This is a genomic window from Microbacterium sp. LKL04 (genome assembly GCF_900102005.1).
Classification (GTDB): Bacteria; Actinomycetota; Actinomycetes; order Actinomycetales; family Microbacteriaceae; genus Microbacterium.
This window is the reverse complement of sequence record NZ_LT627736.1, coordinates 2011388-2035435: the sequence shown is the minus strand read 5'-3', so window position 1 is coordinate 2035435 and position 24048 is coordinate 2011388. Positions and strand designations below refer to the sequence as shown.

The window sequence follows — 24048 nt, the reverse complement described above, 5'->3', positions numbered from 1 at the left end:
AGGAGAATCAGTGCTCGAGTCACACACCTTCGATCAGCTTCGCATCGGTCTCGCCACCGCCGACGACATCCGTCGTTGGTCCTTCGGCGAGGTCAAGAAGCCCGAGACCATCAACTACCGCACGCTGAAGCCCGAGAAGGACGGCCTCTTCGGAGAGCAGATCTTCGGACCTTCCCGCGACTGGGAGTGCGCCTGCGGTAAGTACAAGCGCGTCCGCTTCAAGGGCATCGTCTGCGAGCGCTGCGGCGTGGAGGTCACCAAGTCCTCCGTTCGTCGTGAGCGCATGGGCCACATCGAGCTCGCCGCCCCCGTCACCCACATCTGGTACTTCAAGGGCGTGCCTTCGCGCCTCGGATACCTGCTGGACATGGCGCCGAAGGACCTCGAGAAGGTCATCTACTTCGCCGCCTACATGGTGATCTCGGTCGACGAGGATGCGCGTCACCGCGACCTCCCGACCCACGAGGCGAACCTCCGCCTCGAGATCAAGAACATCGCCGACCGTCGCGACGCCCGCGTCGCCGACCGCCTGCAGAAGCTGGAAGACGAGCTCGCCGCCCTCGAGGCGGAGGGAGCCAAGGCCGACCAGAAGAAGAAGGCCAAGGACGCCGCCGAGAAGGAGATGACCACGATCCGCAAGCGCGGCGACGAGCAGGTCGCCAAGCTCGAGCGGATGTGGGACGAGTTCCGCGGCCTCGAGGTCGGTCAGCTCAAGCAGGAAGACGACATCTTCCAGGAGCTGCAGGACCGCTTCGGCCAGTACTTCGAGGCCTACATGGGCGCCGAGTCGATCAAGCGTCGCCTCGAGGCGTTCGACCTGGCCGCCGAGGCGGACTCGCTGCACCTGCAGATCTCCGAGGGCAAGGGCCAGCGCAAGATCCGTGCGATCAAGCGCCTGAAGGTCGTCAACTCGTTCCTGTCGACGGGCATGAGCCCCGCGTCGATGGTCCTGGACGTCGTCCCGGTCATCCCGCCGGAGCTCCGCCCCATGGTCCAGCTCGACGGTGGCCGTTTCGCCACGTCGGACCTGAACGACCTGTACCGCCGCGTCATCAACCGCAACAACCGTCTTCGTCGTCTGATCGACCTCGGTGCCCCCGAGATCATCGTCAACAACGAGAAGCGGATGCTGCAGGAGGCCGTCGACGCACTGTTCGACAACGGCCGCCGCGGTCGTCCCGTCACCGGTACCGGCAACCGCGCTCTGAAGTCCCTCAGCGACATGCTGAAGGGCAAGCAGGGTCGCTTCCGCCAGAACCTGCTCGGCAAGCGCGTCGACTACTCGGGCCGTTCGGTCATCATCGTCGGCCCGCAGCTGAAGCTGCACCAGTGCGGTCTGCCCAAGCAGATGGCGCTGGAGCTCTTCAAGCCGTTCGTCATCAAGCGCCTGATCGACCTCGGTCACTCGCAGAACATCAAGGCCGCCAAGCGCGCCGTCGAGCGCACCCGTCCCGAGGTCTGGGACGTGCTCGAGGAGATCATCCGCGAGCGTCCGGTTCTCCTGAACCGTGCGCCCACGCTGCACCGCCTCGGCATCCAGGCGTTCGAGCCGCAGCTCGTCGAGGGCAAGGCCATCCAGCTCCACCCGCTCGTCTGCGCCGCCTTCAACGCGGACTTCGACGGTGACCAGATGGCCGTGCACCTGCCGCTGTCGGTCGAGGCTCAGGCCGAGGCCCGCGTGCTGATGCTCGCCTCGAACAACATCCTGAAGCCGTCGGACGGCCGTCCGGTCACCCTGCCCTCGCAGGACATGATCATCGGTCTGCACCACCTGACGACCCTCAAGGAGGGCGCCGCCGGTGAGGGCCGCGTGTTCGGTTCCGTCGGCGAGGCGATCCTGGCCAAGGACGAGGGCACCCTCGACCTGCAGGCCAAGGTCCGCATCCGCGTCCCCGGCCTGACCTTCCTCGAGGGGGAGGCTCCGGAGGGCTACGAGCGTCACGGTCTGGTGGATGCCTCGCTCGGCCAGGCGATCTTCAACGACACGCTTCCCAAGGGCTACCCGTTCGTTCGCGAGCAGGCCGACAAGGGCAAGCTGTCGCAGATCGTCAACAAGCTGGCCGAGGAGTACCCGAAGACCGAGGTTGCGGCATCCCTCGACCGGATCAAGGACGCCGGCTTCCACTGGGCCACCCGTTCGGGTGTGACCGTCGCCCTCAGCGACGTCCTCACGCCGCCGAACAAGAAGGAGATCGTCGCCGCCTACGAGAAGCAGGCAGCGAAGGTCCAGGGTCAGTTCGAGAAGGGTCTCACGACCGACGCCGAGCGTCGCCAGGAGCTCATCAAGATCTGGACCGAAGCGACCGACGAGGTCCAGAAGGCGATGCGGGACAACTTCCCGTCCGACAACACCATCAATCGCATGGTGAGCTCGGGTGCTCGTGGTAACTGGCTGCAGATCCGCAACATCGCGGGTATGCGAGGCCTGGTGAACAACCCCAAGGGTGAGATCATCCCCCGACCGATCATCTCCTCGTACCGCGAGGGTCTGTCGGTGGCGGAGTACTTCATCGCGACGCACGGTGCCCGTAAGGGTCTGGCCGACACGGCCCTCCGTACGGCCGACTCGGGGTACCTCACGCGTCGTCTCGTCGACGTCTCGCAGGATGTCATCATCCGCGAGGAGGACTGCGGCACGACCAAGGGTCTCGAGTTCACGATCGCCGCTCCCGGCGCCGACGGCGAGCTCGTCCGCGACGCGAACGTCGAGAACTCGGTGTTCGCCCGCACCCTGGCCGCCGCTGTGGTCGACGCTCAGGGCACCGTCCTGGCAGAGGCAGGCGACGACGTGGGCGACGTCCTCATCGACAAGCTGGTCGCCGGTGGTATCGAGAGCATCAAGGTGCGCTCGGTCCTGACCTGCGACTCGGCCGTCGGTGTCTGCGCGAAGTGCTACGGCCGTTCGCTGGCCAGCGGCAAGCTCGTCGACATCGGCGAGGCCGTCGGCATCATCGCCGCTCAGTCGATCGGTGAGCCCGGTACCCAGCTGACGATGCGTACGTTCCACACCGGTGGTTCGGCATCGGCGGATGACATCACCCAGGGTCTGCCCCGCGTCCAGGAGCTGTTCGAGGCCCGTACCCCCAAGGGCGCGTCCCCGATCGCCGAGGCCGACGGTGTCATCAAGATCGATGAGACCGACAAGGCCAAGAAGCTCATCCTGACCCCGGACAATGGCGACGAGCCGCACGTCTACCCGGTCCTCAAGCGCGCCACCCTCCTCGTCGAGGACGGCCAGCGCGTCGTGGTCGGTCAGCCGCTGCAGGTCGGAACGCTCGACCCCAAGGAGGTCATGCGCGTGCAGGGTGCCCGCGAGGTGCAGAAGTACCTCGTCGGCGGCGTGCAGGGCGTGTACCGCTCGCAGGGTGTGCCGATCCACGACAAGCACATCGAGGTCATCGTGCGCCAGATGCTGCGCAAGGTCACGGTCGTCGACCACGGCGAGACGGACCTGCTGCCCGGTGAGCTGGTGGACTTCAAGCGCTACCAGCAGATGAACCGCGAGGCGGTCGCCGCGGGCAAGCGTCCCGCGTCGGGTCGTCCCGAGCTGATGGGTATCACGAAGGCGTCGCTCGCGACGGAGTCGTGGCTCTCGGCCGCATCGTTCCAGGAGACCACCCGCGTCCTCACGCAGGCGGCCATGGAGGGCAAGAGCGACCCGCTCGTCGGCCTCAAGGAGAACGTCATCATCGGAAAGCTCATCCCCGCCGGCACCGGCCTTGCGAAGTACCGCAACGTCGTGGTCGAGGCGACGGAGGAGGCCAAGAGCGAGCGGTACCCCAACCGCATCTTCGCCTCGGACGGCGCCTACAGCGACGCCGACCTGAGCTACGTCGACTTCGACAGCTTCTCGACCGACGACTTCACCCCGGGCAGCTACAACTGATTGAGGTGAGAGACGAGCGAGCTTGCTCGCTCGGCCGAACCGATTGAAGTTGTCGAACGACGAAGTCGTGAGAGCAACTGACCCAGCGTGTGAACGTCTGACCGAAGGCCCCCGGGACATGTTCCCGGGGGCCTTCGGCGTTGCCGTAGCAAGACATCGTCTTGGCGCCGCTACCGTGGGACGCATGGCACGGGTCGCAGGGCGGAACGCGGTTTTCGCATGGTTCGTCGGGGTGGTCAGTGCGGCGGTCGTCGTGACGCTGCTGGTCCTCGCCTTCCCCCTGTTCCCCGCGGCGACGCAGTGGATCGCCCAGGCAGGCGGTGCACAGCCCACGGGGGAGCCCGCGCCGGCGGCGTCCGGCGCAGCGAGCGATGGCCCGCGTACATGCCGCGATCTCTACAACGAGCCATCCTGGGCAGGACTGCGCTGGACGGACGGCGCCGAGCTCGCCGAATCGACCGACCCGCCCGTCTCGACGGCGGAGGAACTCGTGGCAGCCCTCGAGCCGGCGGTCGTCGTGACGTGCCGGTGGACCTCGGACGAGGGAGAGATCTCCACGACGGTCGCGACCGTGCCGACGGATGCCGGGGCTGTCGCAGCGGCTGCGCTGCCCGCCAAGAAGTACACGTGCGGCGACGCCGACGGCCGGGTCCGCTGCACGCGCACCGACGGCGACCTCATCGAGACGATCGAGGCCGGTGGCGACCGGTGGGTGTCGACCTCGCAGCGGGCATGGCACCCGGCGGGCTATGCCGACGGTGTCGCCGAGGCCGTCTGGCCGGCGGCGGGCTGAGGCCTCAGCCCCAGATCGCCTTCACGATCCCGTCGGTGTACCCCTGCGGGGCGAGGTTCCGGTACTGGGTGTCGATGGCGACGCCGTCGCGCCAGAACACGGTGCGTCCCTCCGACAGTCCGAGATCGTCCGTCCCGCTCTTCTCGCACCGGAGTCCCTCGTCGGGCTCGTAGCAGAGGTAGCCGTCATCGACGCCGAGCAGATAGAGGGCGTCGCGTGCGTCGCGCTCGGGGGAGTAGCCGACGACGGTGACGAGGCTCGTGCGGCTCGCTCCGGGGTCCGCCCATACGCATACGCGGCTGCTGTCGGGACGGATGCCGCCGCCCATCCCGGGGGCGTTCAGCGGGATGCCGTCGAGCGAGGCGCGGATGTCGGGGGTCAGGATGCTCTCGCAGTCGGACGGCAGCGGGGTCGTGGACGACGAGGGACCGAATGGGAAGTCGGCGATGGCGACGGGGGTGACCGTGGGAGCGGGGGTCCCGGATGCCGCGTCGGTGGGCCCCGGAGGTGCGGCATCAGGTTCGGGTGCACAGGCCGTGACGGTCAGCGCCAGGAGGACGGCTGCCGTGGTGGCGAGAGTCCGCCCGATCGTCGCCTGCCGCCTCGCCATGGCTCCACGATACGCACCACGGCGGGCACCGCCTCCGAGACACGTCGGGGCGCCTCCGCGGCGCCTGTGAGGCGCGGGGATACGCTCGCTTCAGCGGCGGCGCACGCCCCTGCGTGAGGAGTGACACGGCAATGAGCGACCCCCAGTTCGGCGAGCGCAACGACAAGACGACCGAGCCGGCCTTCGGCGAGCCCGTGGCGGAGCCCACGTCCGCGGATGGATCGCGTGGCGTGGACGATGTCGTCGGCAGCGCCAACGACAGCCTCGCCGACGCTGAGGCGGCGTCGCGCACGGCGGACGACCGCCCCCGCGGAGACCGGTCCTTCGACGCGACCGACCGCGGGTCGGACCTGTCCGTCGACTACAGCAAGTACAGCGAGCCCGACGCCCCCGTGACCGCGAGCGCGGTCAGCAGCGAGCCGCTGTATCGTCCGGCCACGCCCGAGGCCGAGTCCGCTCCCGCTGAATCCATCGAGGCGACCCGTGCGAACGACACCGTGACGAAGGATGCCGCGGCCCCCGCCGTCGCGACCGAGGCGTACGCGCACGCCGATCACACGCCGACGACCGTCACCGCGAGCGAGCCGGCGGCGGCCGCCGCGCCGACCGCCGTGTACTCGCAGCAGCCGATCTTCGTGCAGGCGCCCGAGGCGCCGCGGCCGCGCGGCAACCGCGGCGCGGCGGGAGCGATCGGTCTCCTCGCGGCGCTCCTGTTCGCGGTGCTGTACCTGGCTGCGACCCTCGGCCTCATCGCCCTCACGGACGGCCTCGCCGTCAACACGCTCGGCCAGACGGTCGTCGACATCGTCACCACGTGGAGCTTCTGGGTTCCGGTCGTGGTCTTCTTCCTCGGATTCTGGATCCTGGGCGCCTTCATCAACCGCGGCCGCTGGGGACGCTGGGTCGTCTTCGGGCTGATCGTCGGCGCCGTCGCGTACGGGGGACACCTGCTCGGTCAGCTGTTCCAGGCTCCGTTCTGGTCCATCCCCCCGTCGCAGGCCGCTCAGATCGTCGGCGATCAGCTGCTCGCTCCGCTCGCGGTCATCGCGTTCATCCTCGGTCGCGAGATCACCATCTGGTTCGGCGCCTGGGTCGCTGCGCGTGGGCGTCGGGTGACCGAGCTCAACGACGAGGCGCAGCGCGAGTACGAGCGCACGCTCGAAGCCGGCCCGCAGCTGCACCAGTACTGATGTCCGACCGCGGCTGATGACGCAGCCGTCCGGTGTCGCAGCCCCCATCGCCGCGTTCTTCGCGACGGTGGGGTTCGCGGCGCTCGCGATCTGCGGGTTCGGCTTCACGAGCCTGCTCACCGACACCGACGTCCTCTCGGCGCCCGGCCTCGGGCAGGGATCGGGCATCGCGGCCATGCTGCTGTGCGCCGTCGCCTTCGCCGGGACGGAGTACGGAGCGGTGCGCCGCCGTCGGTACACGGCAGCTCTGTGGGTGACGCTCGCCACGCTCGCCGCGTACCTTCTGGGAGTCGTCCTCGGCGGCGTCCTGAGCGGCGCCGACGCCGCGGCGGCGATCGGTGTCGCGGGGGAGTTCGCGCTGTCCTGGTACGCGCTCGTCCTGGCCGTCACATCCGCAGCGGCTGCGTGGGCGGGCATCGCGCTCCACCGCACGCGCGCCCGCCGTCCGGAGTGGCCGTGGGAGCGCGACGAGGACGACGAGTGACGGGCCGCGGCATCCTGCTGCCCTGAAATACCCCCGATCGGGCTGTGTCTCCGCGACAATGGACGCGTGGAGCGCTCGCTCGAGACGCAGGTCAGCCAGGCCGTCGAGGCCTGGCTGCGCTGGTTGCCGCGCTGGGAGCCTGCCACCCACCGCGGCCGGGTGGCCCCGTGTCGGCGCTGTCTGGGCTCGCCTGTCCTCTCGGCGGCCGGGCTCGGCTCGGATGTGCCGCACGGTGTGCAGCACGGGCTGTCGACCCGGATCAAGACGATCGTCGACAACGCCGTCGCCCTGTACACAGCGCGGAACCTGCCCATGCTCCAGGCCGAGCTCGACCAGCAGGCCGACCGCAACCGCTCCCGCACCTACCGGCCGTCGGAGGGGCTCGAGCCGGAGTTCGACGGCCTCCCGATGGATCCCGACCCGGTTCCCGGCGCTCCGTTCCTGTTCACGGTCGCCGGGATGGCCGACGAGGCGGATGCCGCTGTGCCGGCCCTCCCGCCGTTGTCCGATGATGCGAAGGCGGCGCTTCGGCAGGAGGTCCGCCTCGCGGACGAGTACGCGAGCATGGTCGGCCGCGAGGTGTGCACGCTCCTCCTCCGGCACCGGTTGAGGATCCAGACGGCGATCGCGCAGTACGTCGAGCCCCAGATCGCCGCCATGCTCGATGAACTGACACGCTCGCTCGACGCGCCGTTCGACACCGGCGAAGGCCTTCCGGGCGTCTGACCTCCGCCCCGCCGCAGCGGCCCGCGCACGTAGGGTGGAGGGATGAACGGAGTCGACGTCGGTGCGGCGGTCGTCCTGAGCCTGCTGACCGGCATCCTCGGCGTCGCGGTCTACATCTGGGTCGCTCTGGCCCTCGCGGCTGCGTTCCGCAAGATGGGCGAAGACGCGTGGCGTGCGTGGGTGCCGATCGTCAACATCGCCGTCCTCCTGCGTTGGGGCGGCTTCTCGCCGTGGCTGGCGCTCCTGGTCCTCATCCCGGGCCTGGGAACCCTCGCGGTCTGGATCCTCGTCGTCGTCGCGGTACATCGACTCAACCCCGGCTTCGGGTACGGCGCGGGGATGACGGGGGTGGCGGCGCTGCTGTTCCCGGTGTGGGCCACCATCGTCGGCTTCGGCCCTGCGGAGTGGCGGGGCGCGCGGCCCGCGCGCGTGCGCGCGCAGCCCGCGGCGCAGCCGGACGACCCCTATCCGCCGATCGGGACGCCGATGCCGGAGTTCGGTGCGCCGCTGCCGCCGCCGCCTTTCCCGGCGACGTCCGAGCCTGCGCCCCCGACCCCCCGGACGGGCGTCCCGGCGATGCTGGCGCCCGCTCCGGCATCCGTCGCCCCGCAGCCGTGGTCGCCCGGATCGGACGTTGCGCCGGCGTCGCTCGAAGAGTCGGCGCCCGAAGCCCCCGACCCCACGGCGCCCACGCCGACCGTCCGCTCCGAGGTCAGTCCGCCGGTGCGGGCGAGCGGCCCGGAGATCATCTCGTCGGTGCCCGGTCGCGACGACGCCCCGGTCACACGCCTGCGTCGCTCGGCCGCGCGCACCGACCGCGACGAGCGGGACGTGTTCCCGGAGCTCACGGGGGAGGTCTCCGCCGTCTCGGGGTCGCCCGCCGCCGGGGCGCCCGTATCGGCGGCCGCATCGGTCTCGGCGCAGGAGCGCCGGCGCGACGAGGCCGCGGCGCCGTCCTTCGAGGCCGACCTCGAGCGCACCGTCGTCGTGCGGCGCGGCCACCCCCGGTGGGAGCTCGCCCTCCCCGATGCATCGACGGTCACCCTGTCCGCGGACGTCGTCGTGCTCGGGCGCAACCCGGTCTCCGACCCCTCGCACCCCCGCGCGCAGCTGGTCGCCGTCGTCGACGCGACTCGCACGGTCTCGAAGACCCACGCCCGCCTCGAGCGTCGCGGGGACACCTGGCGGATCACGGATCTGGGATCGACCAACGGCATCCTGATCCCCAGTCCGCTCGGGGCGGACGTCGAGCTCCAGCCCGGGGAGGACGTCGAGGTCACGGGCAGGTTCCTGCTCGGCGACGCCGCCCTCCGACTGCACCGGATGGATGCCGGTTCCTGACCGGCGGCGATCTTCACCTGAGCCTTCTCGGTGAACACCGGCCCCGTTTGACCCGGGTTCGCGATCCCGCGTATCATTGAGCGGGTGTGCGCACACGCGCGCCATGCGACGTGCCTCGGTTCGGAGCAGGCGAGGCGAACGCACACAGGGACAGGGCCTGCGAACAGGTCACCCCCACGGCATATCCATCACCCCGTTCGCCGCAGTCGCGGCAAGCCGATGGATCTGTGGTGAAACCACGAACGCTGTCACCGTGCAGCACCTGTGCAAGGCGAGAGCCGCGCGCAGATCGACAAGGAGAGAACGTGCCAACCATTCAGCAGTTGGTTCGCAAGGGTCGCTCGCCGAAGGTCTCGAAGACCAAGGCGCCCGCCCTGAAGGCGAACCCGCAGCAGGCGGGTGTCTGCACCCGCGTGTACACGACCACGCCCAAGAAGCCGAACTCGGCGATGCGCAAGGTCGCTCGTGTGAAGCTCCGTAACGGGACCGAGGTCACCGCCTACATCCCCGGTGAGGGTCACAACCTGCAGGAGCACTCGCTCGTGCTCGTCCGCGGTGGTCGTGTGAAGGACCTCCCCGGTGTGCGTTACAAGATCGTCCGCGGCGCCCTGGACACCCAGGCCGTCAAGAACCGTAAGCAGGCTCGCAGCCGCTACGGCGCCAAGAAGGGTTGAGTTAGATGCCTCGCAAGGGACCCGCACCCCGCCGCGTCGTCGTCAACGACCCGGTCTACGGTGCTCCGATCGTCACCCAGCTGGTGAACAAGATCCTCGTCGATGGCAAGAAGTCCATCGCCGAGGCCATCGTCTACAACGCCCTCAAGGGTGTCGAGGCGAAGAACGGCCAGGACGCCGTCGCGACGCTCAAGAAGGCGCTCGACAACGTCCGCCCCACCCTCGAGGTCAAGAGCCGCCGTGTCGGTGGCTCGACCTACCAGGTTCCCGTCGAGGTCAAGCCGCACCGCGCGAACACGCTCGCGCTGCGCTGGCTCGTCTCGTACGCGAAGGGTCGCCGTGAGAAGACCATGACCGAGCGCCTCCAGAACGAGATCCTGGATGCCTCGAACGGCCTCGGTGCCGCGGTGAAGCGCCGCGAGGACACCCACAAGATGGCCGAGTCGAACCGCGCCTTCGCGCACTACCGCTGGTAATCAGCACCTCGGTGACCGGCCGGGCAACCCCCGGCCGGTCACCCCGCGACATCCGTCACTACACGTAAGGACACCCCGTGGCACAAGAAGTGCTCACCGACCTCAACAAGGTCCGCAACATCGGCATCATGGCGCACATCGATGCCGGCAAGACGACGACGACCGAGCGCATCCTCTTCTACACGGGTGTCAACCACAAGCTGGGCGAGACCCACGACGGCGCCTCGACCACCGACTGGATGGAGCAGGAGAAGGAGCGCGGCATCACGATCACGTCTGCCGCCGTGACCTGCTTCTGGAACAAGAACCAGATCAACATCATCGACACCCCCGGTCACGTCGACTTCACCGTCGAGGTGGAGCGCTCGCTCCGCGTCCTCGACGGCGCCGTCGCCGTCTTCGACGGCAAGGAGGGCGTCGAGCCCCAGTCCGAGACCGTGTGGCGTCAGGCCGACAAGTACGACGTCCCCCGCATCTGCTTCGTCAACAAGATGGACAAGCTCGGCGCGGACTTCTACTTCACCGTCGACACCATCATCAAGCGCCTCGGTGCCAAGCCGCTCGTGCTGCAGCTCCCGATCGGTGCCGAGAACGACTTCGTCGGCGTCATCGACCTCGTCGAGATGCGCGCACTGGTGTGGCCCGGTGACTCCAAGGGTGACGTCACCATGGGCGCCAAGTACGAGGTCCAGGAGATCCCCGCGGACCTCAAGGACCGCGCTGACGAGTACCGGCAGAAGCTCCTCGAGACCGTCGCCGAGTCCGACGACGAGCTGCTCGAGAAGTTCTTCGGCGGCGAAGAGCTGACCCTGGCCGAGATCAAGGGCGCCATCCGCAAGATGACCGTCGCCGGCGAGCTCTACCCCGTGCTCTGCGGCTCGGCGTTCAAGAACCGCGGCGTCCAGCCGATGCTCGACGCGGTCGTCGACTACCTCCCGTCGCCCCTCGACGTGCCCGCCATCGAGGCGCACGACCCGAAGGACGAGGAGAAGGTCATCGAGCGTCACCCCGACGCCAACGACCCGTTCGCCGCGCTGGCCTTCAAGGTCGCCGTGCACCCGTTCTTCGGTCGCCTGACCTACATCCGCGTCTACTCGGGTCAGCTCGACTCGGGTGCGCAGGTCATCAACTCGACCAAGGGCAAGAAGGAGCGCATCGGGAAGATCTTCCAGATGCACGCCAACAAGGAGAACCCGGTCGACGCGGTCACCGCGGGCAACATCTACGCCGTCATCGGCCTGAAGGACACCACCACCGGTGACACCCTGGCAGACCCGGCCGAGCCCGTCGTCCTCGAGTCGATGACGTTCCCCGAGCCCGTCATCGAGGTCGCGATCGAGCCGAAGACCAAGGCCGACCAGGAGAAGCTGGGCATCGCGATCCAGAAGCTCGCCGAAGAGGACCCGACGTTCCGCACGGAGCTCAACCCCGAGACGGGTCAGACCGTCATCAAGGGCATGGGCGAGCTGCACCTCGACATCCTCGTGGACCGCATGAAGCGCGAGTTCCGCGTCGAGGCCAACGTCGGCAAGCCGCAGGTCGCGTACCGCGAGACGATCAAGAAGACCGTCGAGCGTCACGACTACACGCACAAGAAGCAGACCGGTGGTTCGGGTCAGTTCGCGAAGATCCAGTTCGCCCTCGAGCCCCTCGAGGTCACGCCGGACAAGATCTACGAGTTCGAGAACAAGGTCACCGGTGGCCGCATCCCGCGCGAGTACATCGAGCCCACCAACCAGGGCTTCCAGGACGCCATGCAGGTCGGCGTGCTCGCCGGCTTCCCCATGGTGGGTGTCAAGGCGATCCTGACCGATGGCGCGTCGCACGACGTCGACTCGTCCGAGATGGCGTTCAAGATCGCCGGCTCGATGGGCTTCAAGGAGGCCGTCCGCAAGGCGAACCCCGTTCTCCTCGAGCCGCTCATGGCGGTCGAGGTCCGTACTCCCGAGGAGTACATGGGCGACGTCATCGGCGACCTGAACTCGCGTCGTGGCCAGATCCAGTCCATGGAGGACGGTGCGGGCATCAAGATCGTCCGCGCCCTCGTCCCCCTGTCGGAGATGTTCGGCTACATCGGTGACCTGCGCTCGAAGACCTCGGGTCGTGCGGTCTACGCGATGGAGTTCGACAGCTACTCCGAGGTCCCCCGCGCGGTGGCCGACGAGATCGTCCAGAAGACCAAGGGCGAGTAACACCCGCTCTTCGGATGCCGGGGGCCCCGGCCCTCGGCATCCGCCCAAACTGAATATCGTCACGTCAACTACACTGACAACATCCCCGTAGAAACCCGGTCGCAATCCAGCGCCCGGATGACTACACGACAGTCCTGAGGAGGACCCAGTGGCCAAGGCCAAGTTCGAGCGGACCAAGCCGCACGTCAACATCGGAACGATCGGTCACGTCGACCACGGCAAGACCACGCTCACCGCTGCCATCTCGAAGGTGCTCGCCGACAAGTTCCCGTCGGCCACCAACGTGCAGCGTGACTTCGCGTCGATCGACTCCGCTCCCGAAGAGCGCCAGCGTGGTATCACGATCAACATCTCGCACGTCGAGTACGAGACCCCGAAGCGTCACTACGCACACGTCGACGCCCCGGGTCACGCTGACTACATCAAGAACATGATCACCGGTGCTGCGCAGATGGACGGCGCGATCCTCGTGGTCGCCGCCACCGACGGCCCGATGGCCCAGACGCGTGAGCACGTCCTGCTCGCCAAGCAGGTCGGCGTTCCCTACCTGATGGTCGCCCTCAACAAGGCCGACATGGTCGACGACGAGGAGATCCTGGAGCTCGTCGAGCTCGAGGTCTCCGAGCTCCTCGCCTCGCAGGGCTTCGCTGAGGACGCTCCCGTCGTCCGCGTCTCGGGCCTCAAGGCTCTCGAGGGCGACGAGAAGTGGGTCCAGTCGATCCTCGACCTCATGGACGCCGCTGACGAGAACATCCCCGACCCCGTGCGTGACAAGGACAAGCCGTTCCTCATGCCGATCGAGGACGTCTTCACGATCACCGGTCGTGGAACGGTCGTCACCGGTCGCGCCGAGCGTGGCACCCTCGCCATCAACTCCGAGGTCGAGATCGTCGGCATCCGCCCGACGCAGAAGACCACGGTCACGGGTATCGAGATGTTCCACAAGCAGCTCGACGAGGCCTGGGCCGGCGAGAACTGTGGTCTGCTCCTCCGTGGTCTCAAGCGCGACGACGTCGAGCGTGGCCAGGTCGTCGTGAAGCCGGGTTCGGTTACGCCGCACACCAACTTCGAGGGCACTGCCTACATCCTCTCGAAGGAGGAGGGTGGCCGTCACAACCCCTTCTACACGAACTACCGCCCGCAGTTCTACTTCCGTACCACGGACGTGACCGGCGTCATCTCGCTGCCCGAGGGCACCGAGATGGTCATGCCCGGTGACACCACGGACATGACGGTGGAGCTCATCCAGCCCATCGCCATGGAAGATGGACTCGGCTTCGCGATCCGTGAGGGTGGCCGCACCGTCGGCGCCGGCACGGTGACCAAGATCATCAAGTAAGTCCTCGGACTTCACCGACAGGGGTCGGGCCTTCGGGCCCGGCCCCTTCGTCGTTCCCGCAAGGGGTGCCGCGTCGATGGTGGGCGATCTAGACTGACCGCGCCGCGGCACCTGCGCGAGCATCGACGGAGATGAGGAAGAGCATGGGAATCGACGACATCGTGGGCAAGGGGAAGCAGTTCCTCGAGCAGCACAAGGACGAGATCGAGAAGAACTTGAAGTCCGAGAAGGCCGAAGACGTGAGCGACAAGGTCCTCGATGCCGCGGCCGACTTCGTCAAGAAGGTCGCACCCGACTCCGTCGACGCGAAGGTCGACGGAGTCCGTGACAACGTGGATCGGCGTATCGGCAACGAGTGATCTCGAACCCGGACGAGGGGTCGGATGCCGCGGCATCCGGCCCCTTCTTCGTGGCGGCGGGCAGGTGCCCTCGGCGCGCGACACGCCCGGGTTTGCGACACGCCCGAACGGCACGTAGACTGTACAGGTTCCACATTCCTGCGCTTTGCGCGGGATCACTGCCAGGGCAGTGCATAGGCGTCACAGCCTAGGCCGCGGGCAGCAGAACATCACATCCCACACCCCGCTCCGGAAACGGATTCGTTCGCATGCGTGCGAGGGGGACGGAATGCCGCGGGTAGCCCCGCGGAATGACATCAGAACAGCGGTGCCGATCACCTCGCCTCCGGGCGAGGAGAAGTGCCCGGCGCGTAAGCGCCCCGTGCGTCCAATGCCCCCGAGGTACGACGCGAGAAAGAGAGTGAGCAGACAATGGCGGGACAGAAGATCCGCATTCGCCTGAAGTCGTATGACCACGAGGTCATCGACTCGTCGGCACGCAAAATCGTCGACACCGTGACCCGTGCGGGCGCGACGGTCGTGGGCCCCGTGCCCCTTCCGACCGAGAAGAACGTGATCGCCGTGATCCGTTCGCCGCACAAGTACAAGGACAGCCGCGAGCACTTCGAGATGCGCACCCACAAGCGCCTCATCGACATCATCGACCCGACGCCCAAGGCCGTCGACTCGCTGATGCGTCTCGACCTCCCGGCCGACGTCAACATCGAGATCAAGCTCTGAGGTCGATCATCATGGCTGACATCAACTCCAAGGTTTCCAAGGGCCTGCTGGGTACCAAGCTCGGCATGACCCAGGTCTGGGACGAGAACGGCAAGGTCGTTCCCGTCACCGTCATCGAAGTCGCCCCCAACGTGGTGACCCAGGTGCGCACGCCCGAGCGCGACGGCTACAACGCCGTTCAGATCGCTTACGGCCAGATCGACCCCCGCAAGGTCAACAAGCCCCAGTCGGCTCACTTCGAGGCTGCTGGTGTGACCCCGCGTCGTCACCTCACCGAGGTGCGCACGGCGGATGCCGCTGACTACTCACTCGGTCAGGAGCTCACCGTCGACGCCACCTTCGAGGCCGGCCAGCTGGTCGACGTCGTCGGCACCAGCAAGGGCAAGGGCTTCGCCGGTGTCATGAAGCGTCACAACTTCAAGGGCGTCTCGGCTTCGCACGGTGCGCACCGCAACCACCGCAAGCCCGGCTCGATCGGCGCATCGTCGACCCCGAGCCGCGTCTTCAAGGGAATGCGCATGGCCGGCCGTATGGGTGGCGAGCGCGTGACCGTCCTCAACCTCACGGTGCACGCCGTCGACGCCGAGAAGGGTCTGCTGCTCGTCAAGGGCGCCGTCCCCGGTGCTCGTGGCCGCATCGTCTACGTCCGCAACGCAGTGAAGGGTGCCTGATCATGGCTGACTCGACTCTCGCGCTCGACGTCGTGAAGGCAGACGGCAAGAAGGCCGGCTCCGTGGAGCTGCCCGCCGCACTGTTCGACGTCAAGACGAACATCCCCCTCATCCACCAGGTCGTCGTCGCGCAGCTCGCGGCGGCTCGCCAGGGAACCCACTCGACCAAGCGTCGCGGTGAGGTCTCGGGTGCCGGCCGCAAGCCCTTCAAGCAGAAGGGCACGGGTAACGCCCGTCAGGGCTCGATCCGCGCGCCGCACATGACCGGTGGTGGCATCGTCCACGGACCGAAGCCGCGCAACTACTCGCAGCGCACCCCCAAGAAGATGGTCGCTGCCGCCCTGCTGGGCGCGCTCAGCGACCGGGCACGCGGTGGACGTCTGCACGTTGTCGACTCGTTCGGCATCGAAGGTGCGCCCTCGACGAAGGCCGCTGTCGCGGTCCTCGGCCAGCTCGCGCCGACCAAGAACGTCATGGTCGTCATCACCCGTGATGACGAGCTGACCGTCAAGAGCGTCCGCAACCTCGCGTACGTCCACGTTCTGACGTTCGACCAGCTCAACGCCTACGACGTGCTCGTCTCCGACGACATCGTCTTCACCAAGGCCGCCTACGACGCGTTCGTCGCTGCGAAGGCCGGCGCCACCGAGGAGGTCTCGGCATGACCGCCGTCAACAAGGACCCGCGCGACATCATCCTGAAGCCGGTCGTCTCCGAGAAGAGCTACGGGCTCATCGACGAGGGCAAGTACACGTTCCTCGTGGACCCCCGCGCCACCAAGACCGAGATCAAGCTCGCCATCGAGAAGATCTTCTCCGTCAAGGTCGCGTCGGTGAACACGCTCAACCGCCCGGGCAAGTCCCGCCGCACCCGTTTCGGCACCGGTAAGCGCAAGGACACCAAGCGCGCCATCGTGAGCCTGAAGTCGGGCACCATCGACATCTTCACGGCCGTCGGCTGACAGCTGGGATAGAGGACTAGAGACATGGCTATTCGCAAGTACAAGCCCACGACCCCCGGTCGTCGCGGTTCGTCGGTCGCCGACTTCGCTGAGATCACGCGATCGACGCCCGAGAAGTCGCTTCTTCGCCCGCTGGCGAAGACCGGTGGTCGCAACAACCAGGGCCGCATCACGACCCGTCACATCGGTGGTGGCCACAAGCGCCAGTACCGCGTCATCGACTTCCGTCGTAACGACAAGGACGGCATCAACGCCAAGGTCGCTCACATCGAGTACGACCCCAACCGCACCGCACGCATCGCGCTGCTGCACTACTTCGACGGTGAGAAGCGTTACATCCTCGCCCCGAACAAGCTGTCGCAGGGTGACATCGTCGAGTCGGGTGCCGGCGCTGACATCAAGCCCGGCAACAACCTGCCGCTGCGCAACATCCCCACCGGTACCGTGATCCACGCGATCGAGCTCCGCCCCGGCGGCGGCGCGAAGATGGCGCGCTCGGCTGGTGCGTCCGTCCGCCTCGTGGCGAAGGACGGCCCCTACGCGCAGCTTCGTCTGCCCTCGGGTGAGATCCGCAACGTCGACGCACGTTGCCGCGCCACCATCGGTGAGGTCGGCAACGCCGAGCAGTCCAACATCAACTGGGGCAAGGCCGGCCGTAACCGCTGGAAGGGCATCCGCCCGACCGTGCGTGGTGTCGCCATGAACCCGGTCGACCACCCGCACGGTGGTGGTGAGGGTAAGACCTCCGGTGGACGTCACCCCGTCACTCCTTGGGGCCAGGCCGAGGGTCGTACCCGGCACCCCAACAAGGAAAGCGACAAGTTGATCGTTCGCCGTCGCAACGCCGGCAAGAAGCGGAAGTAGGAGTAGAGGAAGATGCCTCGCAGCCTTAAGAAGGGCCCCTTCGTCGACGAGCACCTGCTTCGCAAGGTCGTCTCGCAGAACGAAGCCGGTACCAAGAACGTCATCAAGACCTGGTCGCGCCGTTCGATGATCATCCCGGCAATGCTGGGTCACACCATCGCCGTGCACGACGGACGCAAGCACATCCCCGTGTTCGTGTCCGAGACCATGGTCGGTCACAAGCTGGGCGAGTTCGCGCCCACCCGCACCTTCCGCGGCCACGAGAAGGACGACAAGAAGGGTCGTCGCCGCTAAGGCGGTGGCGCTCTCAGAGAGAGGAAGAGGAGGAGTAGTAATGGTGGAATCCATCGCACGCGTGAAGCACATCCGCGTGACCCCTCAGAAGGCTCGTCGTGTCGTCGCGCTCATCAAGGGCAAGCAGGCTCAGGAGGCTCTCGCCATCCTGAAGTTCGCTCCCCAGGGTGCCAGCGAGCCCATCTACAAGCTCGTGGCCTCCGCGGTCGCGAATGCTCGTGTGAAGGCCGACAAGGACAACGAGTTCCTGGACGACCAGGATCTGTACGTGAAGAACGCCTACGTGGACGAGGGCACGACGCTCAAGCGTTTCCAGCCCCGCGCCCAGGGTCGCGCGTTCCAGATCAAGAAGCGCACCAGCCACATCACCGTGGTGCTCTCGACCCCCGAGGTCGCGGACACTGCAGCGGCTGACACCAAGAAGGCGAGCAAGTAATGGGACAGAAGGTCAACCCGTACGGCTTCCGCCTCGGCATCACCACCGACCACGTGTCGCGTTGGTTCTCCGACTCCACCAAGCCGGGACAGCGTTACGCCGACTACGTGGCCGAGGACGTCAAGATCCGTCGTCTCCTGACGACGTCGCTCGACCGTGCCGGCGTGAGCAACATCGAGATCGAGCGCACGCGTGACCGCGTCCGCGTCGACATCCACACCGCCCGTCCGGGCATCGTGATCGGCCGCCGCGGCGCCGAGGCCGAGCGCATCCGCGCCGACCTCGAGAAGCTCACCGGCAAGCAGATCCAGCTGAACATCCTCGAGGTCAAGAACCCCGAGGCCGACGCTCAGCTGGTCGCCCAGGGCATCGCCGAGCAGCTCTCCGCTCGTGTGGCTTTCCGCCGCGCGATGCGCAAGGGTCTGCAGGGCGCGCAGCGCGCCGGCGCCAAGGGTGTCCGCATCCAGGTCTCCGGCCGTCTCGGCGGCGCTGAGATGAGCCGGTCGGAGTTCTACCGCGAAGGCCGTGTGCCCCTGCACACGCTCCGCGCGAACATCGACTACGGCTTCTACGAGGCCAAGACCACCTTCGGCCGCATCGGCGTGAAGGTCTGGATCTACAAGGGCGACCTCACCAACAAGGAGCTCGCTCGCGAGCAGGCCAACGCACCGAAGTCCCGTCGTGACGACCGTGGTGGCGACCGCCGCCGTGGCCCGCGCAACGAGGCCCCTGTCGCAGAAGGAGCGTCAGCCTGATGCTTATTCCCCGCAAGGTCAAGTACCGCAAGCAGCACCACCCGAAGCGCGACGGCGCCGCCACCGGCGGCACGACGGTCAGCTTCGGTGAGTTCGGCATCCAGGCGCTGACCCCCGCTTACGTGACGAACCGTCAGATCGAGTCCGCTCGTATCGCCATGACGCGTCACATCAAGCGTGGTGGAAAGGTGTGGATCAACATCTACCCCGACCGTCCGCTCACGAAGAAGCCGGCCGAAACCCGCATGGGTTCCGGTAAGGGTTCGCCGGAGTGGTGGGTCGCCAACGTCAAGCCGGGTCGCGTCCTCTTCGAGGTCGCGGGCGTCAACGAGGAACTCGCTCGTGAGGCCCTGACCCGTGCCATCCACAAGCTGCCGCTCAAGGCACGCATCATCAAGCGCGAGGAGGGCGACGCGTAATGGCTGTCGGCACCAAGACGCTCGCCCCGAGCGAGCTGGACACGTTCGAAGACCAGCGCCTCGTGGAGGAGCTGCGCAAGGCCAAGGAAGAGCTGTTCAACCTGCGCTTCCAGTCGGCCACCGGCCAGCTGGAGAGCCACGGCCGCATCCGTGCGGTCAAGCGCGACATCGCGCGGCTCTACACCGTCATCCGCGAGCGGGAGCTCGGCATCCGTGCCACCCCCGCCCCGGTCGAGACGGCCACCAAGGCGAAGAAGAGCAAGGCCAAGAAGGCGGACGAGTCCGCTGAGGCCGCGAAGGAAGAGGCCGAGTGATGGCTAAGAAGGATGCCGCCGAGGCGACCGTGGCCGCTGGTCACGAGTCGTCCGAGCACGACGTCCGCGACGTCAACGCCCGTGGGTACCGCAAGTCCCGCCGTGGCTACGTCGTCAGCGACAAGATGGACAAGACGATCGTCGTCGAGGTCGAGGACCGCGTGAAGCACCCCCTCTACGGCAAGGTCATCCGCCGCACGTCCAAGGTGAAGGCTCACGACGAGCAGAACTCCGCGGGCATCGGCGACCTCGTCCTCATCAACGAGACCCGTCCGCTCAGCGCCACGAAGCGCTGGCGCCTGGTCGAGATTCTCGAGAAGGCGAAGTAACCCATGATCCAGAACGAGTCCCGCCTCAAGGTCGCCGACAACACCGGCGCCAAGGAACTCCTCACGATCCGCGTGCTCGGTGGCTCGAACCGCCGTTACGCCGGCGTGGGCGATGTCATCGTGGCGACCGTCAAGGACGCGATCCCGGGCGGCAACGTCAAGAAGGGCGACGTGGTCAAGGCCGTCGTCGTCCGCACCGTCAAGTCGACCCGTCGTCCCGACGGTTCGTACATCAAGTTCGACGAGAACGCCGCCGTCATCCTGAAGAACGACGGGGAGCCCCGCGGCACCCGTATCTTCGGCCCGGTCGGCCGTGAGCTTCGCGACAAGAAGTTCATGAAGATCGTCTCGCTGGCACCGGAGGTCATCTGATCATGGCGCACATCAAGAAGGGTGACCTGGTTCAGGTCATCAGCGGCCGCAAGCAGGACAAGGGCGGCGACCGCGGCAAGCAGGGCGAGGTCCTCGAGGTCCTCGTCGAGCAGAACCGCGTGGTCGTGCAGGGCGTGAACTACGTCACCAAGCACAGCCGTGTCGGCCAGTCGCAGCGCGGCACCAAGACGGGCGGCATCGAGACGATGGAAGCCCCGATCCACATCTCCAACGTGGCGCTGGTCGACCCGTCGACCAAGAAGCCGACCCGTGTCGGCCACCGCGTCGAGGAGCAGACCAAGGACGGCGTCAAGCGCACCGTCCGCGTCCGCTACGCCAAGAAGAGCGGCAAGGACCTCTGAACATGAGCAACGCAACTGCCGCGGCGGCTGGCAAGATCCAGCCCCGCCTGAAGCAGAAGTACCAGAGCGAGATCAAGAAGGCTCTGCAGGAAGAGTTCGGCTACGCGAACGTCATGCAGATCCCCGGTCTCGTCAAGGTCGTCGTCAACACCGGTGTCGGTGAGGCTGCGCGCGACAGCAAGGTGATCGATGGTGCGGTCGACGACCTCACCAAGATCACCGGCCAGAAGCCGGTCGTCACCAAGGCCCGCAAGTCCATCGCGCAGTTCAAGCTGCGCGAGGGCCAGCCGATCGGTGCCCACGTCACCCTCCGCGGTGACCGCGCGTGGGAGTTCGTCGACCGCCTCGTCAACCTGGCGCTGCCCCGCATCCGCGACTTCCGCGGACTGTCGGCTGCGCAGTTCGACGGCAACGGCAACTACACCTTCGGTCTCCAGGAGCAGTCCGTGTTCCACGAGATCAACCAGGACAAGATCGACCGCGTCCGCGGTTTCGACATCACGATCGTGACGACGGCCAAGACGGATGACGAGGGCCGGGCGCTTCTGAAGCACCTCGGCTTCCCGTTCAAGTCGGCCGACGCTCAGGCGTGATCCGATAAGATCGATCGTTCGGCCTCGGGGCGTGCTCCGGGGCCGAACGACTGCACAACTGAATATCGCTCATTCATAGAAGGTCGCCTGTCGTGTAACGGCAGTCGAAACCTCATGACTAAAGGAACACACTTATGACGATGACAGACCCGGTCGCAGACATGCTGACCCGTCTGCGCAACGCGAACTCCGCGCACCACGACTCCGTCGCGCTGCCGAGCTCGAAGCTCAAGACGCACATCGCCGAGATCCTCCAGCAGGAGGGCTACATCTCCGGCTGGGAGGTCTCCGACGCTCGTGTCGGCCAGACCCTCACCCTCACCCTCAAGTACGGCCCGAACCGCGAGCGGTCGATCGCCGGAATCAAGCGCGTCTCGAAGCCCGGCCTCCGCGTGTACGCGAAGTCGAACGAGCTTCCCAAGGTCCTCGGTGGCCTCGGTGTCGCGATCCTGTCCACCTCCTCTGGCCTCCTCACGGACCGCCAGGCCGAGCAGAAGGGCGTCGGCGGGGAAGTCCTCGCCTACGTGTGGTGATCTGACATGTCGCGTATTGGACGTCTTCCCATCGACATCCCCGCCGGCGTGACCGTTTCGGTCTCCGGTCAGGACGTCGCCGTCAAGGGCCCCAAGGGTGAGCTGAACCTCACCGTTGCACAGCCCATCGAGGTCAAGGTCGAGGAGAACCAGGTTCTGGTCTCGCGCCCCGACGACGAGCGCGAGTCGCGCGCTCTCCACGGGCTCACCCGCACCCTCATCAACAACAACATCATCGGCGTGACCCAGGGCTACACCAAGGGCCTCGAGGTCGTCGGCACCGGTTACCGCGTCGCTCAGAAGGGCACGGCGGTCGAGTTCGCTCTCGGCTTCTCGCACCCCGTTCTGGTCGAGGCTCCCGCGGGCATCACGCTCACCGTCGAGGGCAACAACAAGGTGACCGTCGCCGGTATCTCGAAGCAGGCCGTCGGCGAGGCAGCTGCCAACATCCGCAAGATCCGCAAGCCCGAGCCGTACAAGGGCAAGGGTGTGCGGTACGCGGGCGAGGTCGTTCGCCGCAAGGCCGGAAAGAGTGGTAAGTAACCATGGCTCTCAAGTCGAAGTCCGACGCACGTTCGCGTCGTCACGCCCGTCTTCGCAAGAAGATCGTGGGCACCGAGGTGCGTCCGCGTCTCGTTGTGACCCGCTCCGCCCGCCACGTCTTCGTTCAGCTCGTCGACGACAGCAAGGGCACCACGCTGGCTTCCGCCTCGACCCTCGAGTCGGGCCTGCGCACGTTCGAGGGTGACAAGACCGCCAAGGCCCGCAAGGTCGGCGAGCTCGTCGCTGAGCGTGCCAAGGCGGCCGGCATCGAGACGGTCGTGTTCGACCGCGGCGGCAACCGCTACGCGGGCCGCGTCGCTGCGATCGCCGATGGCGCTCGCGAAGGAGGTCTGAACCTGTGACCGAGAACAAGGAGAACGAAGTGACCGCGACCGAGCAGCCCGCTGCGGCTGCGGCTACGGCCGAGGCGCCCGCCGAGCGTGAGCGCGAGCCGCGCCGCGGTGGCCGCGAGCGCAGCCAGACCCGCGACCGCAACTCGCGCGACCGCGGCGACAACCAGTTCCTGGAGCGCGTCGTCACGATCAACCGCGTGTCGAAGGTCGTCAAGGGTGGTCGTCGCTTCAGCTTCACGGCGCTCGTCGTCGTCGGCGACGGCAACGGCCTCGTGGGCGTCGGCTACGGCAAGGCGCGTGAGGTCCCCCTCGCCATCTCCAAGGGTGTCGAAGAGGCCAAGCGCAACTTCTTCCGCGTGCCCCGCGTCGGCTCGAGCATCCCGCACCCCGTGCAGGGTGAGGCTGCTGCCGGTGTCGTGCTGCTGCGTCCGGCTGCTGCCGGTACCGGTGTCATCGCCGGTGGCCCGGTCCGCGCCGTCCTCGAGTGCGCCGGCATCCACGACGTGCTCTCGAAGTCGCTCGGTTCGTCGAACACGATCAACATCGTGCACGCGACCGTCGCGGCGCTGAAGGCCCTCGAGGAGCCGCGCGCCGTCGCCGCTCGTCGTGGTCTCGACTTCGACCAGGTCGCGCCCGCGCGTCTGGTCCGTGCCGAGGCTGAGGCAACGAAGGCTGCAAAGGTGGGTGCATGATGGCTGCTCGTCTGAAGGTGACCCAGGTCAAGTCCAAGGTGAGTGAGAAGCAGAACCAGCGTGACACGCTGCGTTCGCTCGGTCTGAAGCGGATCAACGACTCCGTCGTTCGTCCGGATGACGCGCAGACGCGCGGCTACATCAAGACCGTCGCGCACCTCGTGAAGGTTGAGGAGATCGACTGATGGCTGAGAACAAGGACGAGACGGTCGAGACCGTCGTGCCCAAGGCCAAGAAGCCGGCAACCCGGAAGGCTGCGGCCAAGCCCGCCGCCGACAAGGCTGCCCCGAAGAAGGATGCGGCACGCCCCGGCGTGCTGAAGGTCCACCACCTGCGTCCGGTCCCCGGATCCAACGTCGCGAAGACCCGTGTGGGTCGCGGTGAGGGATCGAAGGGTAAGACGTCGGGCCGCGGTACCAAGGGCACGAAGGCTCGGTACCAGGTCAAGGTGGGCTTCGAGGGTGGGCAGATGCCCCTCCACATGCGTACGCCGAAGCTGCGCGGGTTCAAGAACCCGTTCCGCGTCGAGTACCAGGTGGTCAACCTCGACAAGCTCGCGGAGCTGTACCCCAATGGTGGCGACGTCACCATCACGGATCTGGTCGCCAAGGGCGCCGTCCGCAAGAACGAGAAGGTCAAGGTGCTCGGCACCGGCGACATCTCGGTCGCGCTGACGGTCTCCGTCGACAAGGTCTCGGGATCGGCCGAGCAGAAGATCGTCGCCGCTGGCGGTTCGATCAAGTAATCACGTGCCAGGGGCCGGAGGG

The 24048-nt window shown here is 67.2% G+C and carries 32 protein-coding genes; 31 read left to right on the top strand and 1 reads right to left on the bottom strand.

Going from position 1 to position 24048, the window contains the following annotated elements:
* Window positions 1–10: 10 nt before the first annotated feature.
* Entirely contained in the window at window positions 11–3886 is a 3876-nt protein-coding gene (gene rpoC, locus BLP38_RS09990) for a DNA-directed RNA polymerase subunit beta' (protein ID WP_091356793.1), read from the top strand.
* A 184-nt stretch (window positions 3887–4070) separates the two neighbouring features.
* Complete coding sequence (locus tag BLP38_RS09985; RefSeq protein WP_091356789.1) at window positions 4071–4679, top strand: hypothetical protein; 609 nt, start codon at window positions 4071–4073, stop codon at window positions 4677–4679.
* Window positions 4680–4683: 4 nt separating this feature from the next.
* Here the strand turns inward: BLP38_RS09985 and BLP38_RS09980 are convergent, their stop codons facing one another.
* Window positions 4684–5289 carry a hypothetical protein gene (locus tag BLP38_RS09980; RefSeq protein WP_231916477.1) on the bottom strand — a complete coding sequence of 202 codons (606 nt, stop codon included), beginning with the start codon at window positions 5287–5289 and terminating at the stop codon, window positions 4684–4686.
* A gap of 131 nt (window positions 5290–5420) precedes the next feature.
* On the opposite strand from BLP38_RS09980, the gene BLP38_RS09975 reads away from it, so the two are divergent.
* From BLP38_RS09975 to rplO, 29 genes are all read left to right on the top strand, one after another.
* A complete protein-coding gene (locus BLP38_RS09975; RefSeq protein WP_091356786.1) occupies window positions 5421–6479 on the top strand; it encodes a hypothetical protein in 1059 nt (352 codons plus the stop codon).
* A 16-nt stretch (window positions 6480–6495) separates the two neighbouring features.
* Complete coding sequence (locus BLP38_RS09970; RefSeq protein ID WP_091356783.1) at window positions 6496–6963, top strand: hypothetical protein; 468 nt, start codon at window positions 6496–6498, stop codon at window positions 6961–6963.
* Between the two features lie 66 nt (window positions 6964–7029).
* Complete coding sequence (locus BLP38_RS09965; protein WP_091356779.1) at window positions 7030–7689, top strand: spermidine/putrescine ABC transporter substrate-binding protein; 660 nt, start codon at window positions 7030–7032, stop codon at window positions 7687–7689.
* A 42-nt stretch (window positions 7690–7731) separates the two neighbouring features.
* Window positions 7732–9030 (top strand): DUF5684 domain-containing protein, encoded by a 1299-nt coding sequence (locus BLP38_RS09960; protein ID WP_091356776.1) that lies wholly within the window; start codon window positions 7732–7734, stop codon window positions 9028–9030.
* Window positions 9031–9335: 305 nt separating this feature from the next.
* Entirely contained in the window at window positions 9336–9704 is a 369-nt protein-coding gene (rpsL, locus tag BLP38_RS09955) for a 30S ribosomal protein S12 (protein ID WP_018171438.1), read from the top strand.
* A gap of 5 nt (window positions 9705–9709) precedes the next feature.
* Window positions 9710–10180, top strand: coding sequence for a 30S ribosomal protein S7 (rpsG, locus tag BLP38_RS09950; RefSeq protein WP_018187368.1), 471 nt, complete (start codon window positions 9710–9712; stop codon window positions 10178–10180).
* A 77-nt stretch (window positions 10181–10257) separates the two neighbouring features.
* Entirely contained in the window at window positions 10258–12372 is a 2115-nt protein-coding gene (gene fusA, locus BLP38_RS09945) for an elongation factor G (protein ID WP_065570950.1), read from the top strand.
* Between the two features lie 148 nt (window positions 12373–12520).
* A complete protein-coding gene (tuf, locus tag BLP38_RS09940) occupies window positions 12521–13711 on the top strand; it encodes an elongation factor Tu (protein WP_091356773.1) in 1191 nt (396 codons plus the stop codon).
* 143 nt (window positions 13712–13854) lie between these two features.
* A complete protein-coding gene (locus BLP38_RS09935; protein ID WP_091356769.1) occupies window positions 13855–14070 on the top strand; it encodes an Rv0909 family putative TA system antitoxin in 216 nt (71 codons plus the stop codon).
* Window positions 14071–14481: 411 nt separating this feature from the next.
* Window positions 14482–14790 carry a 30S ribosomal protein S10 gene (rpsJ, locus tag BLP38_RS09930; RefSeq protein WP_018171443.1) on the top strand — a complete coding sequence of 103 codons (309 nt, stop codon included), beginning with the start codon at window positions 14482–14484 and terminating at the stop codon, window positions 14788–14790.
* Window positions 14791–14801: 11 nt separating this feature from the next.
* A complete protein-coding gene (rplC, locus tag BLP38_RS09925; RefSeq protein WP_091356766.1) occupies window positions 14802–15461 on the top strand; it encodes a 50S ribosomal protein L3 in 660 nt (219 codons plus the stop codon).
* 2 nt (window positions 15462–15463) lie between these two features.
* A complete protein-coding gene (gene rplD, locus BLP38_RS09920) occupies window positions 15464–16126 on the top strand; it encodes a 50S ribosomal protein L4 (protein WP_018187351.1) in 663 nt (220 codons plus the stop codon).
* Window positions 16123–16422 (top strand): 50S ribosomal protein L23, encoded by a 300-nt coding sequence (gene rplW / locus BLP38_RS09915; RefSeq protein ID WP_091356764.1) that lies wholly within the window; start codon window positions 16123–16125, stop codon window positions 16420–16422. The genes rplD and rplW overlap by 4 nt, the downstream gene beginning before the upstream one ends.
* Window positions 16423–16446: 24 nt before the next feature.
* Complete coding sequence (rplB, locus tag BLP38_RS09910; RefSeq protein WP_036309862.1) at window positions 16447–17286, top strand: 50S ribosomal protein L2; 840 nt, start codon at window positions 16447–16449, stop codon at window positions 17284–17286.
* A 12-nt stretch (window positions 17287–17298) separates the two neighbouring features.
* Entirely contained in the window at window positions 17299–17580 is a 282-nt protein-coding gene (gene rpsS / locus BLP38_RS09905) for a 30S ribosomal protein S19 (protein ID WP_018187348.1), read from the top strand.
* 40 nt (window positions 17581–17620) lie between these two features.
* Complete coding sequence (rplV, locus tag BLP38_RS09900) at window positions 17621–18016, top strand: 50S ribosomal protein L22 (RefSeq protein ID WP_065570946.1); 396 nt, start codon at window positions 17621–17623, stop codon at window positions 18014–18016.
* The gene (gene rpsC, locus BLP38_RS09895) at window positions 18016–18771 is read left to right on the top strand and encodes a 30S ribosomal protein S3 (RefSeq protein ID WP_018187346.1); all 756 of its coding nucleotides are present in this window, start codon (window positions 18016–18018) and stop codon (window positions 18769–18771) included. Before rplV ends, rpsC begins: the two co-directional genes overlap by 1 nt.
* Window positions 18771–19190 (top strand): 50S ribosomal protein L16, encoded by a 420-nt coding sequence (rplP, locus tag BLP38_RS09890; RefSeq protein WP_065570945.1) that lies wholly within the window; start codon window positions 18771–18773, stop codon window positions 19188–19190. The genes rpsC and rplP overlap by 1 nt, the downstream gene beginning before the upstream one ends.
* Window positions 19190–19504, top strand: a complete 315-nt coding sequence (gene rpmC, locus BLP38_RS09885; protein ID WP_018187344.1) for a 50S ribosomal protein L29 — start codon at window positions 19190–19192, stop codon at window positions 19502–19504. The genes rplP and rpmC overlap by 1 nt, the downstream gene beginning before the upstream one ends.
* Complete coding sequence (rpsQ, locus tag BLP38_RS09880) at window positions 19504–19833, top strand: 30S ribosomal protein S17 (protein WP_091356761.1); 330 nt, start codon at window positions 19504–19506, stop codon at window positions 19831–19833. The genes rpmC and rpsQ overlap by 1 nt, the downstream gene beginning before the upstream one ends.
* Before the next feature lie 3 nt (window positions 19834–19836).
* The gene (gene rplN, locus BLP38_RS09875) at window positions 19837–20205 is read left to right on the top strand and encodes a 50S ribosomal protein L14 (protein ID WP_091356758.1); all 369 of its coding nucleotides are present in this window, start codon (window positions 19837–19839) and stop codon (window positions 20203–20205) included.
* A 2-nt stretch (window positions 20206–20207) separates the two neighbouring features.
* A complete protein-coding gene (gene rplX, locus BLP38_RS09870) occupies window positions 20208–20567 on the top strand; it encodes a 50S ribosomal protein L24 (protein WP_091356756.1) in 360 nt (119 codons plus the stop codon).
* 2 nt (window positions 20568–20569) lie between these two features.
* On the top strand, window positions 20570–21160 hold the full coding sequence (gene rplE / locus BLP38_RS09865) for a 50S ribosomal protein L5 (protein ID WP_091356753.1): 591 nt from the start codon (window positions 20570–20572) through the stop codon (window positions 21158–21160).
* A gap of 134 nt (window positions 21161–21294) precedes the next feature.
* Complete coding sequence (rpsH, locus tag BLP38_RS09860; RefSeq protein ID WP_018187339.1) at window positions 21295–21693, top strand: 30S ribosomal protein S8; 399 nt, start codon at window positions 21295–21297, stop codon at window positions 21691–21693.
* A 6-nt stretch (window positions 21694–21699) separates the two neighbouring features.
* The gene (gene rplF / locus BLP38_RS09855; RefSeq protein WP_065570943.1) at window positions 21700–22236 is read left to right on the top strand and encodes a 50S ribosomal protein L6; all 537 of its coding nucleotides are present in this window, start codon (window positions 21700–21702) and stop codon (window positions 22234–22236) included.
* 2 nt (window positions 22237–22238) lie between these two features.
* The gene (rplR, locus tag BLP38_RS09850) at window positions 22239–22598 is read left to right on the top strand and encodes a 50S ribosomal protein L18 (RefSeq protein WP_065570942.1); all 360 of its coding nucleotides are present in this window, start codon (window positions 22239–22241) and stop codon (window positions 22596–22598) included.
* Entirely contained in the window at window positions 22595–23281 is a 687-nt protein-coding gene (rpsE, locus tag BLP38_RS09845; protein ID WP_091356750.1) for a 30S ribosomal protein S5, read from the top strand. Before rplR ends, rpsE begins: the two co-directional genes overlap by 4 nt.
* A complete protein-coding gene (rpmD, locus tag BLP38_RS09840) occupies window positions 23281–23466 on the top strand; it encodes a 50S ribosomal protein L30 (protein WP_020098644.1) in 186 nt (61 codons plus the stop codon). The genes rpsE and rpmD overlap by 1 nt, the downstream gene beginning before the upstream one ends.
* Window positions 23466–24026, top strand: a complete 561-nt coding sequence (gene rplO / locus BLP38_RS09835; RefSeq protein WP_091356747.1) for a 50S ribosomal protein L15 — start codon at window positions 23466–23468, stop codon at window positions 24024–24026. The genes rpmD and rplO overlap by 1 nt, the downstream gene beginning before the upstream one ends.
* The last annotated feature ends 22 nt before the right edge of the window (window positions 24027–24048 follow it).

Bases quoted from the DNA above. Each gene is read 5' to 3' on its own strand.
- BLP38_RS09985 (WP_091356789.1), top strand. From the start codon at position 4,071: ATGGCACGGGTCGCAGGGCGGAACGCGGTTTTCGCATGGTTCGTCGGG.
- BLP38_RS09980 (WP_231916477.1), bottom strand. From the start codon at position 5,289: ATGGCGAGGCGGCAGGCGACGATCGGGCGGACTCTCGCCACCACGGCA.
- BLP38_RS09975 (WP_091356786.1), top strand. From the start codon at position 5,421: ATGAGCGACCCCCAGTTCGGCGAGCGCAACGACAAGACGACCGAGCCG.
- BLP38_RS09970 (WP_091356783.1), top strand. From the start codon at position 6,496: ATGACGCAGCCGTCCGGTGTCGCAGCCCCCATCGCCGCGTTCTTCGCG.
- BLP38_RS09960 (WP_091356776.1), top strand. From the start codon at position 7,732: ATGAACGGAGTCGACGTCGGTGCGGCGGTCGTCCTGAGCCTGCTGACC.
- rpsG (WP_018187368.1), top strand. From the start codon at position 9,710: ATGCCTCGCAAGGGACCCGCACCCCGCCGCGTCGTCGTCAACGACCCG.
- BLP38_RS09935 (WP_091356769.1), top strand. From the start codon at position 13,855: ATGGGAATCGACGACATCGTGGGCAAGGGGAAGCAGTTCCTCGAGCAG.
- rpsJ (WP_018171443.1), top strand. From the start codon at position 14,482: ATGGCGGGACAGAAGATCCGCATTCGCCTGAAGTCGTATGACCACGAG.
- rplC (WP_091356766.1), top strand. From the start codon at position 14,802: ATGGCTGACATCAACTCCAAGGTTTCCAAGGGCCTGCTGGGTACCAAG.
- rplD (WP_018187351.1), top strand. From the start codon at position 15,464: ATGGCTGACTCGACTCTCGCGCTCGACGTCGTGAAGGCAGACGGCAAG.
- rplW (WP_091356764.1), top strand. From the start codon at position 16,123: ATGACCGCCGTCAACAAGGACCCGCGCGACATCATCCTGAAGCCGGTC.
- rplB (WP_036309862.1), top strand. From the start codon at position 16,447: ATGGCTATTCGCAAGTACAAGCCCACGACCCCCGGTCGTCGCGGTTCG.
- rpsS (WP_018187348.1), top strand. From the start codon at position 17,299: ATGCCTCGCAGCCTTAAGAAGGGCCCCTTCGTCGACGAGCACCTGCTT.
- rplV (WP_065570946.1), top strand. From the start codon at position 17,621: ATGGTGGAATCCATCGCACGCGTGAAGCACATCCGCGTGACCCCTCAG.
- rpsC (WP_018187346.1), top strand. From the start codon at position 18,016: ATGGGACAGAAGGTCAACCCGTACGGCTTCCGCCTCGGCATCACCACC.
- rplP (WP_065570945.1), top strand. From the start codon at position 18,771: ATGCTTATTCCCCGCAAGGTCAAGTACCGCAAGCAGCACCACCCGAAG.
- rpmC (WP_018187344.1), top strand. From the start codon at position 19,190: ATGGCTGTCGGCACCAAGACGCTCGCCCCGAGCGAGCTGGACACGTTC.
- rpsQ (WP_091356761.1), top strand. From the start codon at position 19,504: ATGGCTAAGAAGGATGCCGCCGAGGCGACCGTGGCCGCTGGTCACGAG.
- rplN (WP_091356758.1), top strand. From the start codon at position 19,837: ATGATCCAGAACGAGTCCCGCCTCAAGGTCGCCGACAACACCGGCGCC.
- rplX (WP_091356756.1), top strand. From the start codon at position 20,208: ATGGCGCACATCAAGAAGGGTGACCTGGTTCAGGTCATCAGCGGCCGC.
- rplE (WP_091356753.1), top strand. From the start codon at position 20,570: ATGAGCAACGCAACTGCCGCGGCGGCTGGCAAGATCCAGCCCCGCCTG.
- rpsH (WP_018187339.1), top strand. From the start codon at position 21,295: ATGACGATGACAGACCCGGTCGCAGACATGCTGACCCGTCTGCGCAAC.
- rplF (WP_065570943.1), top strand. From the start codon at position 21,700: ATGTCGCGTATTGGACGTCTTCCCATCGACATCCCCGCCGGCGTGACC.
- rplR (WP_065570942.1), top strand. From the start codon at position 22,239: ATGGCTCTCAAGTCGAAGTCCGACGCACGTTCGCGTCGTCACGCCCGT.
- rpmD (WP_020098644.1), top strand. From the start codon at position 23,281: ATGGCTGCTCGTCTGAAGGTGACCCAGGTCAAGTCCAAGGTGAGTGAG.
- rplO (WP_091356747.1), top strand. From the start codon at position 23,466: ATGGCTGAGAACAAGGACGAGACGGTCGAGACCGTCGTGCCCAAGGCC.